15 protein-coding genes and 1 tRNA gene are annotated in these 16,357 nt (G+C 54.7%); 12 read left to right on the plus strand and 4 right to left on the minus strand.

Annotated elements, in window-relative coordinates:
- Positions 1–423 precede the first annotated feature (423 nt).
- Positions 424–511 (plus strand) — tRNA-Ser (locus KHS78_RS16110).
- Between the two features lie 236 nt (positions 512–747).
- Here the strand turns inward: KHS78_RS16110 and KHS78_RS16115 are convergent.
- Positions 748–1,182, minus strand: a complete 435-nt coding sequence (locus KHS78_RS16115; RefSeq protein WP_211829507.1) for a hypothetical protein — start codon at positions 1,180–1,182, stop codon at positions 748–750.
- Positions 1,183–1,487: 305 nt separating this feature from the next.
- On the opposite strand from KHS78_RS16115, the gene KHS78_RS16120 reads away from it, so the two are divergent.
- From KHS78_RS16120 to KHS78_RS16130, 3 genes are all read left to right on the plus strand, one after another.
- Positions 1,488–1,985 carry a TDE2712 family protein gene (locus tag KHS78_RS16120; protein WP_211829508.1) on the plus strand — a complete coding sequence of 166 codons (498 nt, stop codon included), beginning with the start codon at positions 1,488–1,490 and terminating at the stop codon, positions 1,983–1,985.
- A gap of 290 nt (positions 1,986–2,275) precedes the next feature.
- Positions 2,276–2,713: a hypothetical protein gene (locus KHS78_RS16125; protein WP_211829509.1), complete on the plus strand. Its 438-nt coding sequence runs from the start codon at positions 2,276–2,278 to the stop codon at positions 2,711–2,713.
- 271 nt (positions 2,714–2,984) lie between these two features.
- Entirely contained in the window at positions 2,985–3,878 is an 894-nt protein-coding gene (locus KHS78_RS16130; RefSeq protein ID WP_211829510.1) for a hypothetical protein, read from the plus strand.
- Between the two features lie 104 nt (positions 3,879–3,982).
- Here the strand turns inward: KHS78_RS16130 and KHS78_RS16135 are convergent, their stop codons facing one another.
- From KHS78_RS16135 to KHS78_RS16145, 3 genes are all read right to left on the minus strand, one after another.
- Positions 3,983–5,182 carry an NnrS family protein gene (locus KHS78_RS16135; protein WP_211829511.1) on the minus strand — a complete coding sequence of 400 codons (1,200 nt, stop codon included), beginning with the start codon at positions 5,180–5,182 and terminating at the stop codon, positions 3,983–3,985.
- Positions 5,183–5,338: 156 nt separating this feature from the next.
- Positions 5,339–7,036, minus strand: coding sequence for a nitrite reductase (locus KHS78_RS16140; protein WP_211829513.1), 1,698 nt, complete (start codon positions 7,034–7,036; stop codon positions 5,339–5,341).
- Positions 7,037–7,122: 86 nt separating this feature from the next.
- Positions 7,123–7,422 carry a c-type cytochrome gene (locus KHS78_RS16145; protein WP_246506581.1) on the minus strand — a complete coding sequence of 100 codons (300 nt, stop codon included), beginning with the start codon at positions 7,420–7,422 and terminating at the stop codon, positions 7,123–7,125.
- On the opposite strand from KHS78_RS16145, the gene KHS78_RS16150 reads away from it, so the two are divergent.
- The 8 genes from KHS78_RS16150 (at position 7,415) to KHS78_RS16185 (ending at position 16,348) form a co-directional block, all read left to right on the plus strand.
- Positions 7,415–7,618 carry a hypothetical protein gene (locus KHS78_RS16150; protein ID WP_211829514.1) on the plus strand — a complete coding sequence of 68 codons (204 nt, stop codon included), beginning with the start codon at positions 7,415–7,417 and terminating at the stop codon, positions 7,616–7,618. The two genes, KHS78_RS16145 and KHS78_RS16150, sit on opposite strands and share 8 nt — an antisense overlap.
- Positions 7,593–8,390, plus strand: coding sequence for a CbbQ/NirQ/NorQ/GpvN family protein (locus KHS78_RS16155; RefSeq protein ID WP_211829515.1), 798 nt, complete (start codon positions 7,593–7,595; stop codon positions 8,388–8,390). The genes KHS78_RS16150 and KHS78_RS16155 overlap by 26 nt, the downstream gene beginning before the upstream one ends.
- A gap of 193 nt (positions 8,391–8,583) precedes the next feature.
- Positions 8,584–10,653: a transcriptional regulator NosR gene (gene nosR, locus KHS78_RS16160; protein WP_246506582.1), complete on the plus strand. Its 2,070-nt coding sequence runs from the start codon at positions 8,584–8,586 to the stop codon at positions 10,651–10,653.
- A gap of 10 nt (positions 10,654–10,663) precedes the next feature.
- Positions 10,664–12,553 carry a TAT-dependent nitrous-oxide reductase gene (gene nosZ, locus KHS78_RS16165; protein ID WP_211829517.1) on the plus strand — a complete coding sequence of 630 codons (1,890 nt, stop codon included), beginning with the start codon at positions 10,664–10,666 and terminating at the stop codon, positions 12,551–12,553.
- Positions 12,554–12,611: 58 nt separating this feature from the next.
- Entirely contained in the window at positions 12,612–13,973 is a 1,362-nt protein-coding gene (locus KHS78_RS16170; protein ID WP_211829518.1) for a nitrous oxide reductase family maturation protein NosD, read from the plus strand.
- On the plus strand, positions 13,970–14,890 hold the full coding sequence (locus KHS78_RS16175) for an ABC transporter ATP-binding protein (protein WP_343216928.1): 921 nt from the start codon (positions 13,970–13,972) through the stop codon (positions 14,888–14,890). The genes KHS78_RS16170 and KHS78_RS16175 overlap by 4 nt, the downstream gene beginning before the upstream one ends.
- On the plus strand, positions 14,887–15,714 hold the full coding sequence (locus KHS78_RS16180) for an ABC transporter permease subunit (RefSeq protein WP_211829519.1): 828 nt from the start codon (positions 14,887–14,889) through the stop codon (positions 15,712–15,714). The genes KHS78_RS16175 and KHS78_RS16180 overlap by 4 nt, the downstream gene beginning before the upstream one ends.
- Before the next feature lie 16 nt (positions 15,715–15,730).
- Complete coding sequence (locus KHS78_RS16185) at positions 15,731–16,348, plus strand: nitrous oxide reductase accessory protein NosL (RefSeq protein WP_211829520.1); 618 nt, start codon at positions 15,731–15,733, stop codon at positions 16,346–16,348.
- The last annotated feature ends 9 nt before the right edge of the window (positions 16,349–16,357 follow it).

A 16,357-nucleotide genomic window follows, 5' to 3' on the forward strand; every position in this document is an offset into this window, starting at 1 on the left:
AATTCCACAAGGCTCATGCCTTTCTGAAACTGGATTTTGTTCCTGGCCATGACACGTCTCCTAACCCAAGGAAAACCAGTGTCGTAAGTTTAGACGGGAGAATGGCTTATGTTAGGTGGTAATCAGGACTGCATATGATGCATATGAATTGCATTGTGATAGGGGACAGTCTGTTATTTTCCTGGGCGGATGGTTGTTCTATGGGAGAGAGTCAAAGCTTTTTTGAGTATGTCTAGTAGGTTTGGGGGTGTTTGCCTCAGTGGAGGTTTTATGTCCCTCTAAAGTTTATGTTGCAGGTAACGCTATGAAATTTCTGCAGTATTTTATCTGTTTTTGTCTTCCATAGAGGTTGTCTCCGGAACCCTTCTGATATACAGTACGCCTCGCTTTCGGGGCACAGCCCAAAACGAAAGCAGATCAGCTGGTGAGGTGTCCGAGTGGCTGAAGGAGCACGCCTGGAAAGTGTGTATACGGCAACGTATCGAGGGTTCGAATCCCTCCCTCACCGCCAGAATTGAAAAACCCGCCACCCAATTGGGTAGCGGGTTTTTTTCGTTGTACCGTTCAAAATATCTTTGGCCATACATTAGACTCATATCCTGAAGTTTAAACCCAGTCTGGAGGTGTTGTTTTCTCCAGTTGATCCACTCCCCATATTGTTGTGAAAGTCTTTACCGCAGAAGAAGGGCAGGCTTGTGCTTCTTTTGGCTGCAAGCGATGGTCGGGGCACCCTGCCACTGTTTTCGTTTAGCCTAAGGTATGAAAATACCAGTTCACGCCCCAGACGCTTAGAATTGTGACGATCAAGCCTCCAAAGGTGATCCAGAACTGGCGTGAAAAACCGGCCAGGTCCAACTTCAAGCCAGCTTCAACCAGCTTTATTTCACCTCTGACATCCTTGATTTCACCTCGAACATCTTTTAGCTCCCCCCGGATTTCCTGAATATCCCCTCGAGTTTCCTGAATTTCCTCCTGCATGCTGTGCATGTCTTTTCGGACTTCCTCTCTTAGCCCCGTGATGGCTGCTTCTGTACGAAACTGCATCTGTAGAAGGGTTTCCTGCATGACCAGCAGGTCTTGTTTGGTCGCGTTGTATTCAGGGGCAAGGCTTTTGTCGAGCTGATAGGCCAGCTCTTCATCAATGCCGAGGCGCTTGAGTTCATGGAACAGATTCGTTGTCATAATCCATACCGCACTGTTGGTTACATTGTACGGATGGCAACAAGCGTAGACCTTTTAGCCGGAATCGCTAATGCGCCTGTTACTAGATGCAGGTCTGCGTGTTGTGCTCCACCTCAGGTAGTCAGTACTAAAAATAGGCAGCTGCACCTCGCTGAATTTATTGACCTTTCCTTGTCATTTGTCATGAAAAATGCGCTGCTGTTGGCATTAGGATGGCTGCCGTATTTCCTAACAACCGACCGGGTAGAGTGACGGATGGTGTGTGAGTCACCAGCCTGGGGCAGTCAGATCAGCGAGGAGCAGTAATGGCGATCAAGATGAATATGGATGTCATGGAGTTGGTGTTTTACTTCTGGCAGGCCACCAGTGACAGGGATAAGGTCGGGGAAGCATTCATTATGTCCATTGCTGGTCACGAGGCGATGAAACCTGTCTACTCGGATGTGTTCACTGTAGAGTCCGTCCGCCGCGCCCTGAGTGCCATCAGTAATCGGGAGCGTTTCAGTGCAGACCATCAGTGTGAATCCCGTTTCTGGAACAACAATATGTGGGCCATGGAAGACATGGGCCTGATGGAAGCCATGATGGCGCCGCTCAAGGTGATGAACCTGAGTGATATCCAAGTGGCCGGTGACTATGAAGTGGTTGTTCTCCCTCTGCATATGGACGACTACACCCTTAAGGGCAACACCCTGTACGTTAACTTCTTCCGTCTGCAGGCAGACATCATGGGCGGCGATGCGCTGAAGATGGATGGCGTAGAATTCAAACAGTGGGTTGAGCGTACGTTGAACGCTGCCTAATGATTCAATAGTGTCATGGGCCAGGTACCTTTGACGTATTGGGTATGACATCAGTAAAGGAGCTTCTTGAGCTCCTTTTTATATTCCTCTCGAATCGCTCAAAGTCTGTCGGTTTGCCCCTCAATAACAGTCATGGCGTAAAGAAATTCATGTAATGATGCTTTATTGACTACTTTTATAAGCCCGTGTTGTCACCATCATCTGCAGGCAGTGATCAGGCACGATGCCTTTTATGTCTGTTGAAATGTGATGCTGTTATAAAAACGTGCTGTTATAAAGGATTCAGGTCGATGAAGTGGTCTTCCTTATTATCGCAATGTGCACCCTTGCTGGCTTTTCATGCTGTTGCGTTGTTTGCTGTGCAGCCGTCAGCACCGCCCTATTATGATCTGCCGCCGAGCTATGAAGAGGCCACGACGTATACGCTCTACCTTAAGGCGGGAGAAGAGAAACAGTTCGATATCAGTGAGCTGTTACGGCTCGCCAATCAGGGCTACACAACCGTGAAAATCAAGGTGCAAGGTCATCATGCCGGAACGGGTTGGACGTCTCCTGGTTATTCGTCAGGCTATGGGTCGGCGAGGCTGCCGCATTGTCGGTTGCTGAAGCAGGACAGTTATTATTACCGCGTACTGCTGGATAATACGATATATGAATCCAATCTCAGTTATGACGATGCCATATTACTGATTGGTAAGTTGGTATCTCTGAATAGCTGTACGTTTTGATGTGGTAGTCATGTTTATTAATCGCTGAACGCTTTCGGGGCTTGATGCTGAACCTATCTAACGAATGACAATTTCATCGGTAAATCATAGAAGCCTGGAAATTGCAGGCTGACTTTTTTGAGTGGTAAAACTCAGTAAATATGATTGATTTGGAGCGATGGTGCGTTAACTATTACAGGTAGTGCTTCGCGTACTGGTGGGATAAAGGCGCGTTTTCCTGCAGCAGGGTGCAATGACTGAAGCGGATCATTCAGTAAGGGGGCGGAGGGATATGAATAATAAAATGGTCATTTGTTCGCTACTCTACCTGATAGCTTCTGCGCCTTGCGTTGCAGAAATAAGGCTGGGGAGTGGTGAAAGTGCAATTGATATTAATATTGATGATCTTTCCAGTGGGCAAAAGTTGGATTATACCGATTCAACGGTCAGTCTCTGTTCAAGCACTAAAGCAACCGTATCCATGGCATTCACTGATAACCCGCAGACCAGTGGTGATTTTACAGTGTTACCGATTGGCGGTAGTGCCAATGGTCAGGATTACACACTGAAACTGCAGCCCAAAGGCGGTGCAGAGGTTGACCCGGTTGTTAAACAGGCAGCCTATTCAATCTCTTTTAACTCAGGCTGTCATGCAGCCGTGCACGATACAAAACTTCACCTGAACTTTAAAAATCTGGGAGTCTTGGCAGCCGGTCATTATGAAAGCCTATTGCGGGTGACCGTTGCAGGGCAGGCTGAAACGATTGATATCCCTGTCAGAATCCGGAATGGCGATCGTGTTCAGATTAAAAACCTGGAAGATCTGATGTTGAGCGACGCGGGTACGGAGTGGGTGGCATCGAACAGCAATGTCTGTGTCTACAGTAGTACCGGCAGCTACGCGTTGGAAGCTCGCTCCAGCAACAGGGGGCGCCTGTCTCCCGCTCCGCCGGATAAGGGCTACTACAAGATCTTCTGGAAAGCAGGCTCAGGCAGTCGACAGGAAATGACGGATCAACTGACCTCTGACAGCGGTGAGCTTCAGGGACTGGCGGCAAGTGTGAAGCTGGATTGCACGGCGAGTGATAAGGCGGAAGTCAGCATATCCATGACAAACAGCGAAGTGAACAGTTTATCGCCAGGCGTTTACCAGGATACGGTGACTTTGACGGTCAAGGCGATATAACAACTTCACCGATCGTCCGATGGCTCATCTGAGGGAAAGGTCGACTTGTACTGCCGACGCTTCCTGATTGTCTGGTGATTCCCCCCCAAAAAGTGATTTTCGGTCTACCCTGGCGCACCATCTACCCGAGGTTTACTCAGCATCGGCAGGTAAACAATAAAGAAAATGCCGTAGGCGCTGACCCACAAAGCGATGCTGCTTAACCAGGCGTGTACGGTTCCGGTGGTCAGAAGGCCTGCTGACAGCCGTATAATCGCCGACATCAGTATCAGGAAAAAAGCCAGGGCCATGGCTTTTCCGGTCACTAAGGGGCGCCCGGTATGCCCCAGTGAGACCCGGGCCATCATCGCCAGAATCAAGCCGCCGATACCGCCCAGCGTCAGGGCATGGATCATCGAGGTGGCAGGGACGGGAAGACCGGCATAGTGCATGACGGTCAACAACAGGCCCAGAAGGATAAAGGCATAGGCGCCATGCAGTGACCAGAGTAACGGTGTACCCAGTGTCAGCAGGCTGCGCCAGCTCAGGAAGCGAATCAGGTTGGCGGTCAATGCAATGGCGGCACAGAGAGCAACCAGCCACGGGAGCCATCCCGAAAGTCCTGATACAACCAGCAACGCCATGATGATCAGGGGGATGATGGCGCAGGCTTCCACCCATTGGCGTTTTTCCGCTTGCAGGGTACCGGTTCCCTTGGCCGTGAAAAAGGGAATCACCCGGCCGCCGAGTACGACCATCAGCAGAGTGATCAGGTAGACACCGCTGTAGGCGCCGCCAGTGACATGGCTGTAATCACCACTCATCTGGCCGTAATACATCCGGGCGCTGGCCAGCGACATCAGCAGCAGTACCGGGGTAAACACCAGGTTGCGCCACATTTTCACCCGAATGACGTAGCGGGCCATGATAAAGGCGGTGACTAGCGGGAATGCGCAGTCAACCAGTGCGATCATGAGCGGTGGCACATTGCCCGGCGTCACCAGCAGCAGGCGCCCCGCCAGCCAGAGCAGTACCAGCGCTGCCAGCGGCATCCCTTTGAGGCCGGGAATCCCGGTCCAGGTCTGCACGGCTGTCAGCAGGAATCCGGCGATAATGGCGGAACTGAAACCGAAGACCATTTCATGCATATGCCACCAGAGCATACCCCCGTAGGGCGACAGGTCAGTACCGTTCAGAAGGTAGAACCCCCAGGGAACCAGGCAGGCAATGCTGAACAGCGCACCGGCCAGGAAAAAGGGCCGGAACCCCAGGCGAAGCAGGGGATGCAAACGTGCTGCCTGTTGACGGTCAATAATCTGGTGCATGCGATGAGTCCGCCCTGTTGTCTGAGACCTGCTCTTATCTAAACCGTGAATCAGGCTCTCTGCAATCGGTTGTGAAACAGAAACCTGACGATAATCAAGTCGAACAAAAACGGCGCCTGTAAAGGCGCCGTTATCAGGGATCAGGTGATCCGTGGGTTAGTAGATATCGTGCTGCGTGTTATACACGTTGAACTTTCCGGTTGGCGTGACAAGGCGTTTGTCCTTGATGACCTTTTTCAGTTTGAGGGTTTTGTCATCGACCACGACCAGGGCGGATTTCTGGTCCTTGGCGTTCCAGACGGAGAACCAGACCTCGTCACCGGCCTTGTTGTATTCCGGCTGGACGACCCGCTTGGGACCTTCACCCAGGTCGGCCCACTCGGCGATCGGCAGCTGCTTGAACCCGGCCTTGATGTTCTTGATATCAAACACCGCCACGGACTGGCTGATACCGGCATCCGGGTTCAGCGGCGTATCGACATACAGGTTCCGCGACTTTGGGTGGGTTTTGATGAACAGTGAACCGCCGCCCTGGCCTTCCAGAGTTTCCACGACCTTCCAGGCATACTGCGGATGTTTTTCCGGGTCGGTGCCGATCAACGAGATCGACGCATCGCCCAGGTGGCTGGTGGACCAGACCGGGCCATACACCGGGTGGTTGAAGTTGGCGCCACGCCCGGGGTGGGGAATGTTGCCGACATCCACCAGGGATTCCAGCGTACCGTCCTTGGAATCGATCACGGCAATCTTGTTGGACTTGTTCGCCGCCGTCAGGAAGTAACGATGGGTGCTGTCCCATCCGCCGTCGTGCAGGAACCGGGCAGTGCCGATGGTGGTCACGGTCAGGTTGTCAATATCCTTGTAGTTGACCATCAGGACCTTGCCGGTCTCCTTGACGTTCACGATGAACTCCGGCTTTTCATGGGAAGCGATGATGGCAGCTACACGGGGTTCGGGATGATATTCCTGGGTGTCCACGGTCATGCCGCGGGTGGAAACGATCTTCTTGGGTTCGAGAGTTTCACCGTCCATGATGACAAACTGCGGCGGCCAGTAGGAGCCGGCGATCGCATATTTATCTTCATACCCCTTGAACTTCGAGGTTTCCACCGAACGGGCTTCCAGCCCCACCTTGATTTCAGCAACGGTGGCCGGATCTTTCATCCATAAGTCAATCATGTTGATTTTGGCGTCACGACCGATGACCAGCAGGTAACGGCCGGAAGAAGACATCCTGGAGATATGAACCGCATATCCGGTGTTGATGATGGAGACGATTTTTTTACTGTCCCCGTCGATCAGGGCGATCTGTCCGGCATCACGCAGGGTGACGGAGAACAGGTTCTTCAGGTTCAGCCGGTTTTGTTGTTTCTTCGGGCGGTCTTCCGGCTTGATCAGGACTTTCCAGGTTTCCTTCATTTCCTGCATGCCGAATTCTGGCGGCATGGGCGGTTCATGTTGAATGAATTTTGCCATCAGGGTGACTTCGTCGGGTGTGAGGTCATCCTTCCAGCTGGGCATGCCCGCAGGCGAACCGTAGTTAATGAAAGCTTCCAGGTAGGCCTGGCCCTTGGGTTGGGTGACATCCGTGGTCAGGGCTTTGCCGGTGGCACCCTTGCGCAGTACGCCGTGACAGCCGGCGCAGCGTTCGAAGAAGATCTGCTTGGCTTTGCTGAATTCAGCCTCGGTCAGGTCCGGCGCCCCGGGTGATCGAACCACCTTGGCGCTGTCGGCGCTGATCGTGGAGGCGGAGCCTTCGTAGGTTTTTTCCCCTGCGCCCAGTGCAAGACTGGAATAAAGGGCTAACCCTGTTGCGGCCGCAGTCAGTAACCGCGACGTCGGGTGGGTTATCATGTGTACCTCCTCGTGTGGCTTCTTTTTTTATCGGACAACCCTGTCCTTTTCGGGCGCCATCAAGGCGTCACTGGAGTAGCGTTTTTTTATTTGAGGGATGCGTAGTAGCTGGCCAGGTTGTCGATGTCCTGGTCACTGAGTGATTTTGAAATGCCTGCCATCATCGGGTCACTGCGCTTGCCGCTGCGAAACAGCTTCAGCTGGTTTTTCAGGTAGCCCACTTTCTGGCCCGCCAGGTTGGGCCAGAGGTCATTGCCGCTGATGCCGGCAGAACCGTGACAGCCGGCGCAGAGGCCGGATTTGGCTTTACCGGCTGCGATATCCCCCCCGTTGGCGGACGCGGCAAACAGCAGAACCATGGATGCCAGGACTGTTTTCATGAGCATGGTGCTTTCTCCCCATCATCATCCTGATGTCGTTTATTTATCGTTGTTAGTGGTGAAGAGTGTAAGAAAAGGCGCTGCACAGGGGCTTGACCAGAATCAAGAATGGGTAATAGTGGGGTTGTCGCGGGTTCGAAAGGCTGATTTCCTGTTGCAAACAACGGGGGCTCGCCATGAATCACATTGTTACCGGCAGTGATATGCCGTTTTACCAGCCGCAGGGCAATGAAACCGCATTATTTGAACATGCCGCCAGCCATCGGTTGCCGGTATTGATCAAGGGGCCGACGGGTTGTGGTAAAACCCGTTTTGTCGAATATATGGCCAGAAAACTCGATCGGCCGCTTTATACCGTCGCCTGTCATGATGATCTTACCGCTGCTGACCTGGTAGGGCGTCACCTGGTCGGAGCAGAGGGCACCTGGTGGCAGGATGGCCCGTTGACCCGGGCGGTGCGTGAAGGGGCCATCTGCTACCTGGATGAGGTCGTAGAAGCCAGAAAAGATACGACAGTCGTCCTTCATCCGCTGGCGGATGACCGTCGTATTCTGCCCATCGAACGCACCGGCGAGCTGCTGGAGGCAGCGCCCGGTTTTATGCTGGTGGTTTCCTACAATCCGGGCTATCAGAACCTGTTGAAAGGTATGAAGCCCAGCACCCGGCAACGTTTTGTCGCCATGCGGTTTGATTATCCGATGCCTGAGCAGGAGGCGCGTATTGTTGCCAGGGAGGCGGATATTGCTCCTGAGCAGGCTGAACAGCTGGTAGCACTGGGTAACGCCCTGCGACGACTGGAGCACCATGATGTGGAAGAGGCGGCATCGACCCGGTTGCTGATTTATGCTGCCCGGCTGATGGTCAGTGGGGTAACGCCCCTGGAAGCGTGTGAGGCCTGCCTGGTGGAACCGCTCAGTGATGATACGGAAACCGTCAGTGCCCTGATGGAGGTAGTGCGAGCGTATTTCGGGTAAGTGCGTATATGTTTCCTAAATAATAAGTATTTATTTTGTAAGCGTTGATTGTAATCAAGTTGTTTCTTTCGTCCCTGCGACAAAATGTCGCACACAGGAAAGTGTGGGGGCGGAGATGCAGAGGTTTCGGTGTTGTATCCAGGATATACGGGCAGCTGCCTCGACCGCTTGTCGGTCAGGGTGGCTGTTTCTGTTGCTGATCCTGTCTCTTCCAGCTTGGTCCGGTACCGTTGAGGATGCCTTGGGTCAGGCGTTTCCCGGCGCTACGATGACCTCGGTGACCGATCCATTACCGCTATGGCAGGTTCAGGGCCCGGGAGAAACCCGGGTCTGGGCGTTTGAAACTGACCGAATTGTCGATATCCCCGCCTATTCCGGAAAACCGGTCAATATGCTGGTGGCGCTGGATGAGAACGGAAAGATTCTTCTCTCTGAGGTGCTCGAGCACCATGAGCCGATTCTCCTGGTCGGTATTCCGGAACAGTCACTGTTTGATTTTGCGGCGAAGTATATCGGTTTAAACGTCAGTGATCGGGTACGGGTTGGTGCCGGCAACCAGCAGGATGTCATCAGTGTTGACGCCATTACCGGCGCCACCGTGACGGTGATGGTGGTCAATGAAACAGTGATGCGGGCTTCCGCTACCGTGGCAGCTGCGCTGGGAATCGCCGGTCTGGATGGCCATGAAACCCTGCCTGCTGCGATTAAAATGGAGCAGTTTGCCCCGGCTGACTGGACGACACTGACCGGTGACGGTTCTATTCGGCGTCTTCATTTGTCCCGTTCAGATATCGACAGCGCCTTTGTTGGCACCATTGGCGAAGGGGTGGATGAAGCGGCTGAGTCCGAGGCTTCGGATACCTTTATTGATCTCTATTACGCTCCGCTGAATGTCCCGACGATTGGCCGTAACCTGCTGGGTGACAGTGAGTATCAGTGGTTGATGGAAGAGCTGGCGCCCGGTGACCAGGCCTTTTCCGTCATGGCGAACGGTCTCTACTCCTTCAAGGGAAATGGTTATGTCCGGGGCGGTATCTTTGACCGGGTACAGCTGCAGCAGAATAACCAGACCTTCAGTTTCCGGGATATGGATTACTACCGCCTCAGTGACATTTATATTGGCGGTTTCCCCGGTTTTAGTGAAATGGCAATTTTCATTGCCCGTGCGAAATTTGCCTTTGATCCGGGCAGTCCGTGGCAGCTGGAATTGCTGGTGCGTCGTCAGGTGGGACCCGTTAAGAGCATCTTTGCCAGTTTCTATGGTGACTACCTGATACCAGAGTCGTATGTCGACAGGCCGGAACCCCCGGTTCTGGCTGAACTGGAACCACTCTGGGTCTCTATCTGGAAACAGCGGAGTTTCCAGATTGTCGTGCTTTGCCTGGGGTTGGGCTTACTGACCGTGATTATCTTCCTGCAGGATGTCCTGGTGCGTCATCCCCGGCTCCTGCATCGCATCCGTACCGGCTTTTTAATCTACACCGTCGTCTTTATCGGGTGGTATGCCCTGGGGCAGCTGTCGATTGTCAATGTCTTCACCTTTGTTCATGCCCTGATGGGCGGATTTACATGGGATGTGTTCCTGCTGGATCCCATGCTGTTCATCCTCTGGGGCTTTGTCGCTATGACCCTGCTGTTATGGGGGCGGGGGATTTTCTGCGGATGGCTCTGTCCGTTCGGTGCACTGCAGGAATTGATCAATGAACTGGCGCGCAAGTTCAAGGTTCGCCAGTATGAACTGCCCTGGGCGGTGCATGAACGGCTCTGGGCGATCAAGTACATGATTCTGCTGGTGCTGTTCGCCATCTCGCTCGAATCGCTGGGCACCGCCGAACGTTATGCCGAGATCGAACCCTTCAAGACGGCGATTACCCTGAAGTTCCAGCGGGAGTGGGGCTTTGTATTCTATGCCGGTTTCCTGCTTTTCATTTCCCTGTTTACCCGCAAGGTTTACTGCCGTTACCTCTGCCCGCTGGGCGCTGCACTGGCCATTCCGGCCCGGTTGCGGCTGTTCGACTGGCTCAAGCGCCGCCCCGAGTGTGGCCAGCCCTGCCGGGTTTGCGCCAACGAGTGTGAGATTCAGGCGATTCAGCCGGACGGGGTGATCAATGCCAATGAATGCCACCACTGCCTGGATTGCCAGATGACGTACCACGACAGCGGCAAATGTCCGCCGCTCGTGCTGAAAGCGAAAAAACAGGCGAAACACCAACGACATCGGACGTCTGAAAAAACGATTCCTTTGAAAAACGCAGGACCGTGAGGAGAGAATAATGAAAATTGATCCGGATGATAAAAACGTCAGTGAACATGTGCAGATCAGCCGTCGCCTGTTCCTGGGGTCAGCGGCGGCACTGACTGGCGGTGTGGTTGCCGGGACCGGTCTGGCGACCAGCCTGTTTGTTCCCACGGCGAAAGCGGCGGGGAAGGGGGAACAGTCCGGTGCTGTGGCGCCCGGTGAGCTGGATGAGTATTACGGCTTCTGGAGCGGTGGCCACTCCGGTGAAGTCCGTATCCTCGGCCTGCCTTCCATGCGCGAACTGATGCGCATTCCTGTGTTCAACGTGGATTCCGCCACAGGCTGGGGCATGACCAACGAAAGCAAGGCGATCCTGGGGGATTCATCAAAATACCTGAATGGTGACGCCCATCACCCGCATATGTCGATGACTGACGGGCATTATGATGGCAAGTATGTCTTTATCAATGACAAGGCCAATACCCGGGTTGCACGGATTCGCTGCGATGTGATGAAGACTGACAAGATCATTGATATTCCCAATGTGTCGGCGATTCACGGTTTGCGGGTGCAGAAAGTGCCCCATACCAAATATGTATTCTGCAATGGTGAGTATGAGGTGCCGTTGCCGAACGATGGCCGTGACCTGAATAATCCGGAGAAATATTTCTCCATGTTCAATGTGATTGATGCGGAGAAAATGGAGGTGGCGTTCCAGGTGATTGTCGATGGCAACCTGGATAACACTGATGCGGATTATACCGGCACCTACGCCGCTTCCACCTGCTACAACTCCGAAAAGGGCATGACCCTGCCGGAGATGATCTCCGCTGAGCGCGACTGGGTGGTGGTCTACAACATCCCGTTGATCGAAAAGGCGATCGCCGCCGGAGATTACACCACGATAGGGGATTCGAAAGTCCCTGTTGTGGATGGCCGTCATGGCAGCAAACTGACCCGTTATATTCCGGTGCCGAAGAGCCCGCACGGTATGAATACCGCGCCGGACGGCAAGTACTTTGTCGCTAATGGCAAGTTGTCGCCTACTGTCAGCGTCATTGCCATTGATAAGCTTGATGATCTGTTTGCCGACCGGATCAAGCCAAGGGATACCATTGTCGCCGAACCGGAGCTGGGGCTCGGGCCGCTGCATACGGCGTTCGACGGTCGTGGCAACGCCTATACCACCGTGTTCATTGACAGCCAGATTGTTAAATGGGATGTCAAAAAAGCCATTCGCGCGTACAACGGTGAAAAGGTCAATTACATTGTCGAAAAGCTCGACGTGCATTATCAGCCCGGCCATAACCATACGTCGATGGGCGAAACCCGGGATGCTGACGGTAAGTGGCTGGTGGCCCTGTGCAAGTTCTCCAAGGATCGGTTCCTGAAGACCGGCCCCCTGCATCCGGAGAATGACCAGTTGATTGATATCTCTGGCGACAAGATGCGGATCGTCCATGACGGGCCGACCTATGCCGAACCCCATGACTGCATGATTGTCCATCGCAGCAAGGTCAAGACCCGTAAGCTCTGGAAGCGGAATGATCCGATCTTTGCCGGTACCGTTGCCATGGCAAAAGACGACGGCGTCAATCTGGAGACGGATAACCGGGTAATTCGTGATGGTAACAAGGTGCGGGTTTACATGACCTCGATTGCGCCCAGCTTCGGTATGAACGATTTCACCGTTAAGCAGGGGGATGAGGTCACGGTGGTAGTCACCAACTTGGACATGATCGAAGACGTCACCCATGGCTTCTGTGTGGTCAACCACGGAGTGAGCATGGAGATTGGGCCTCAGCAGACCGCCTCCGTCACCTTCATGGCCGACAGACCCGGGGTGCACTGGTACTACTGTCACTGGTTCTGCCATGCCCTGCATATGGAAATGCGTGGACGTATGCTGGTGGAAAAAGCCTGATTGAACGGGGTGGCCCATAACGACCGGTGCTGCAGCGCCGGTCAGGAATAGCGATACCATGAAACACGTTGCCCGTCTGTTGTACGTCCTGTGTCTTTTACTGGGTACTGTACCGGCGCAGGCTGTGGATATTCCGGTTCCCCCCGGAAGTGATCTTCAGCAGGTGCTGGACAGCAGCCGTGTGGGGGATCGGGTTGTATTACAGGCAGGCACGTATCGTGGAAATTTTGTGATACGCCAATCCATCACGCTGACCGGTGAGCCTGGGGCGGTCATTGATGGTAATGGCATTAACGATGCGTTACGGATACAGGCGCCGGATGTCGTTATTAGCAACCTGAATATCATCAACTGGGGCGGCGATCTGACGGCCCAGAATGCCGGGATCTACGTGGAAGCCGCCGGCCGTAATTGCCAGATAGACAACAATGACCTGAAGGGCAATGCCTTCGGCATCTGGCTGGACCGGGTCCAGGGCGGCCGGGTGAGCGGTAACCGGATTGAGGGTAACCCGGCGCTGCGGTCTGCTGACCGGGGCAATGGTATTCACCTGTCGCTGGTTCGCGGTATTGAGGTTCGGGATAACGACGTTCGTCGAACCCGGGACGGACTCTACATCATCTCCAGCGAGAATAACCGGCTGATCAATAACCGGGTGCATGACCTGCGCTTCGGTATCCATTACATGTATTCCCATAATAACGAGGTCATCGGCAACCGGTCATGGCGCAACCGGACCGGTTACGCGCTGATGTCATCCCGGGGCCTGAAGATTCTTGGCAACACGTCTGAGGAAGATGGTAATTACGGCATCCTGATGAATTTTATTACCTATTCCGAGATTCGTGACAACCGCATCCGGCGCATCCGCGCGGACGGTGACAACATTGAGGGTGCCGAGGGCAAGGCATTGTTTGTCTACAACTCGGCCTATAACCGCATCAGTGGCAACCTGTTTGCCGACAGTGATCTTGGCATTCACCTGACTGCGGGATCAGAAGGCAATACCGTGTTTGAGAACGCGTTTGTCGGGAATCGCACCCAGGTGAAGTATGTCGCCACCCGGGCGCAGGAGTGGTCCGGTGGCGAGGGGCGGCACCGCGGCAATTACTGGAGTGATTACCTGGGCTGGGATATGAATGGCGACGGTCTGGGGGATGTGGTGTATGAACCTAACGACAATATGGACCGGTTGCTGTGGAAGTACCCGTCATCACGGCTGCTGATCAACTCACCCGCCGTTGTCGTATTGCGCTGGGTACAGCAGCAGTTTCCGGTGTTTCGGTCGCCGGGCGTGACGGACAGCTACCCGCTGATGGCCAATCCGGTGGCGCCGGCCAGACCGAAATCCCTGTCGTCCAGTGCCATCGTCATAAAAGATCACCCGGTGGAACCGGCAACAGGAGGGCAGCCGCTGTGACCATCCTGCAGATGGACAATGTCGTTAAACAGTTCGACACGCTGAAGGCCCTGCAGGGCATCAGCCTGTCACTGGAAGAAGGTGAGGTACTGGGGCTATTCGGCCATAACGGCGCGGGCAAAAGTACCAGCATGAAACTGATACTGGGGCTGCTGAGCCCGGACGAGGGCGAAATATCGGTGTTCGGTGAGCAACCGGACCAGAAGGGCTTTCGCCAGCAGCGTCACCGGATCGGTTTCCTGCAGGAGAATGTCAGCTTCTATGAGCAGCTGACCGGGTTGGAAGTCCTGCTGTTTTTTGCACGGCTCAAGGGCTATGGCCGCAAAATGTGCCTGGAATTGCTGGAGCGGCTAGGGCTGGCGCATGCCGTCGGGCGTAAAGTCGGCACCTGGTCCAAGGGGATGCGTCAGCGGCTGGGACTGGCCCAGGCGCTGCTGGGGGAGCCGAAACTGTTGCTGCTGGATGAGCCCACCGTCGGGCTGGATCCGTCGGCCACCCAGGATTTCTACGGAAGCGTGGCTGAGCTGAAAGCGCAGGGCTGCAGTGTGATCCTCTGTTCCCATGTGCTGCCCGGGGTAGAGCGCTATATCGATCGCGCGGCCATCATGGGACAGGGCAGGGTGCTGGCGCAGGGGGAGCTGGAGACGCTGCGTGCGCAGGCGGACCTGCCGGTCAGTGTTCTGCTGGAAGGGGAAAACCTGCTGCAACAGTTGCCGGATGACCTGAAAGCGTTGGCGCAGGGAACCCGGGAGCAGGCGGGCAGGTTGCAGCTGCAGGGGCGGGCGGATGACAAGCTCAAACTGTTGCGGGGGGCTGCCACCATGCCGGGGCTGACCGATATCCAGTGGCGCGTGCCGAACCTCGAAGACCTCTATAACCATTTCAGCCGGGAATGCCTGCAGGAGACTCGACAATGAACGCATTGCTGATTGTGGCGGGCAAGGAATTCCGGGACGGCCTGCGAAACCGCTGGCTGCTGGCGATAGCCGTTACTCTGGGGCTATTGGCGATCGGTCTGGCGGTGTTTGGTGCGGCCGCCGCCGGTCACAGCGGGTTTGCCCCGGTGGCGACGACGATTGCCAGCCTTGCCAGCCTGGCGGTGTTCATTGTACCGCTCATTGCACTGCTTCTGTCGTTTGATGCGCTGGTGGGTGAGGCGGAGAACGGCACCTTGTTGCTGTTGTTGACCTACCCCCTGAGCCGTGACCAGTTACTGCTCGGGAAATGGTTGGGCCATGGTGGCATCCTGGCGACGGCTACTGTCGCCGGGTTCGGGTCGGCAGCCGTTGTGATGGGTGTGTTTTCAGATGCTGAACCGGCAGAGCTGTTGCCACCTTTTGCCGTTTTGATGGTGACGGCCATCCTGCTGGGTTGGTGTTTTATCGGTATCGCTTACCTGATCAGTGCCCGGGTGCGTGAGAAGTCGCGGGCTGCCGGCCTAGCGCTGGTGGTCTGGATGCTGTTTGTGCTGGTGTTTGATATGGGGCTGCTGGGACTGCTGGTGGCGACCGGCGGCCAGGTGGATGGCCAGTTATTTCCATGGTTACTGCTGCTTAACCCCACCGACGTATTCCGGCTGGTCAACTTGCAGTACCTGGGGCGTGGTGAAGCCTTGACTGGAATCATGTCCGTCGCAGCCGGTGGCGTGTTCTCATGGTTGACATTGATCGTGGTGATGATCGGCTGGCTGCTGTTGCCGGTCGGCCTTGCGCTGATGGTCTTTCGCCGTCGCCCGCTTTGATAAGGAGTACTTCAGAATGTCCATGATAAATAGAAAAGTAATGACCCTGTGTGCGGGACTGCTACTGGTTGTACTGGTTGGTTGTAACCAGGAGCCGGAGCACAGTGCCATGCAGCATGCCATGCCCATTGAGGCGGGTGACACCTGTCACCTGTGTGGCATGATTATCCGGAACCACCCCGGCCCCAAGGGGGAGCTGTATGTAAACGGCAGCCCGTCAATCAAACGTTTCTGCTCCACCCGGGACCTGTTTTCCTGGTTGCTGCAGCCGGAAAATCAGCCGAATGTTCAGACCGTTTTTGTGCATGACATGGCAAAGTCCTCCTGGGAAACGCCGGATGACAACGCGTTTATTGAAGCCAAAGATGCCTGGTTTGTTGCTGGCAGCAGCAAAAGCGGCGCCATGGGCGCGACGCTGAGCAGTTTTGCCTCGGAAGGGGACGCTACTGCCTTTGCCCGGGATTTTGGGGGTGAGGTGTTGCGTTTTGAGTCAGTAACCCTTGAATTACTGGGTTCCCTTGCGATGCCAGGTGAAGGGAGGGGGATGCATGGCATGGTGATGAAACACGGTGCGGAGCATTCCACCATGAAGGATATGCCTGCCGCTGACACGTCACACACGATGAACCACTGACAGACATTC

It is taken from the genome of Kistimonas asteriae, assembly GCF_018263925.1.
In the GTDB taxonomy this organism is placed as follows: Bacteria; Pseudomonadota; Gammaproteobacteria; order Pseudomonadales; family Endozoicomonadaceae; genus Kistimonas; species Kistimonas asteriae.

Bases quoted from the DNA above. Each gene is read 5' to 3' on its own strand.
- KHS78_RS16120 (WP_211829508.1), top strand. From the start codon at position 1,488: ATGGCGATCAAGATGAATATGGATGTCATGGAGTTGGTGTTTTACTTC.
- KHS78_RS16180 (WP_211829519.1), top strand. From the start codon at position 14,887: ATGAACGCATTGCTGATTGTGGCGGGCAAGGAATTCCGGGACGGCCTG.
- KHS78_RS16115 (WP_211829507.1), bottom strand. From the start codon at position 1,182: ATGACAACGAATCTGTTCCATGAACTCAAGCGCCTCGGCATTGATGAA.
- KHS78_RS16135 (WP_211829511.1), bottom strand. From the start codon at position 5,182: ATGCACCAGATTATTGACCGTCAACAGGCAGCACGTTTGCATCCCCTG.
- nosZ (WP_211829517.1), top strand. From the start codon at position 10,664: ATGAAAATTGATCCGGATGATAAAAACGTCAGTGAACATGTGCAGATC.
- KHS78_RS16130 (WP_211829510.1), top strand. From the start codon at position 2,985: ATGAATAATAAAATGGTCATTTGTTCGCTACTCTACCTGATAGCTTCT.
- KHS78_RS16145 (WP_246506581.1), bottom strand. From the start codon at position 7,422: ATGCTCATGAAAACAGTCCTGGCATCCATGGTTCTGCTGTTTGCCGCG.
- KHS78_RS16185 (WP_211829520.1), top strand. From the start codon at position 15,731: ATGTCCATGATAAATAGAAAAGTAATGACCCTGTGTGCGGGACTGCTA.
- KHS78_RS16150 (WP_211829514.1), top strand. From the start codon at position 7,415: ATGAGCATGGTGCTTTCTCCCCATCATCATCCTGATGTCGTTTATTTA.
- KHS78_RS16125 (WP_211829509.1), top strand. From the start codon at position 2,276: ATGAAGTGGTCTTCCTTATTATCGCAATGTGCACCCTTGCTGGCTTTT.
- KHS78_RS16155 (WP_211829515.1), top strand. From the start codon at position 7,593: ATGAATCACATTGTTACCGGCAGTGATATGCCGTTTTACCAGCCGCAG.
- KHS78_RS16140 (WP_211829513.1), bottom strand. From the start codon at position 7,036: ATGATAACCCACCCGACGTCGCGGTTACTGACTGCGGCCGCAACAGGG.
- KHS78_RS16170 (WP_211829518.1), top strand. From the start codon at position 12,612: ATGAAACACGTTGCCCGTCTGTTGTACGTCCTGTGTCTTTTACTGGGT.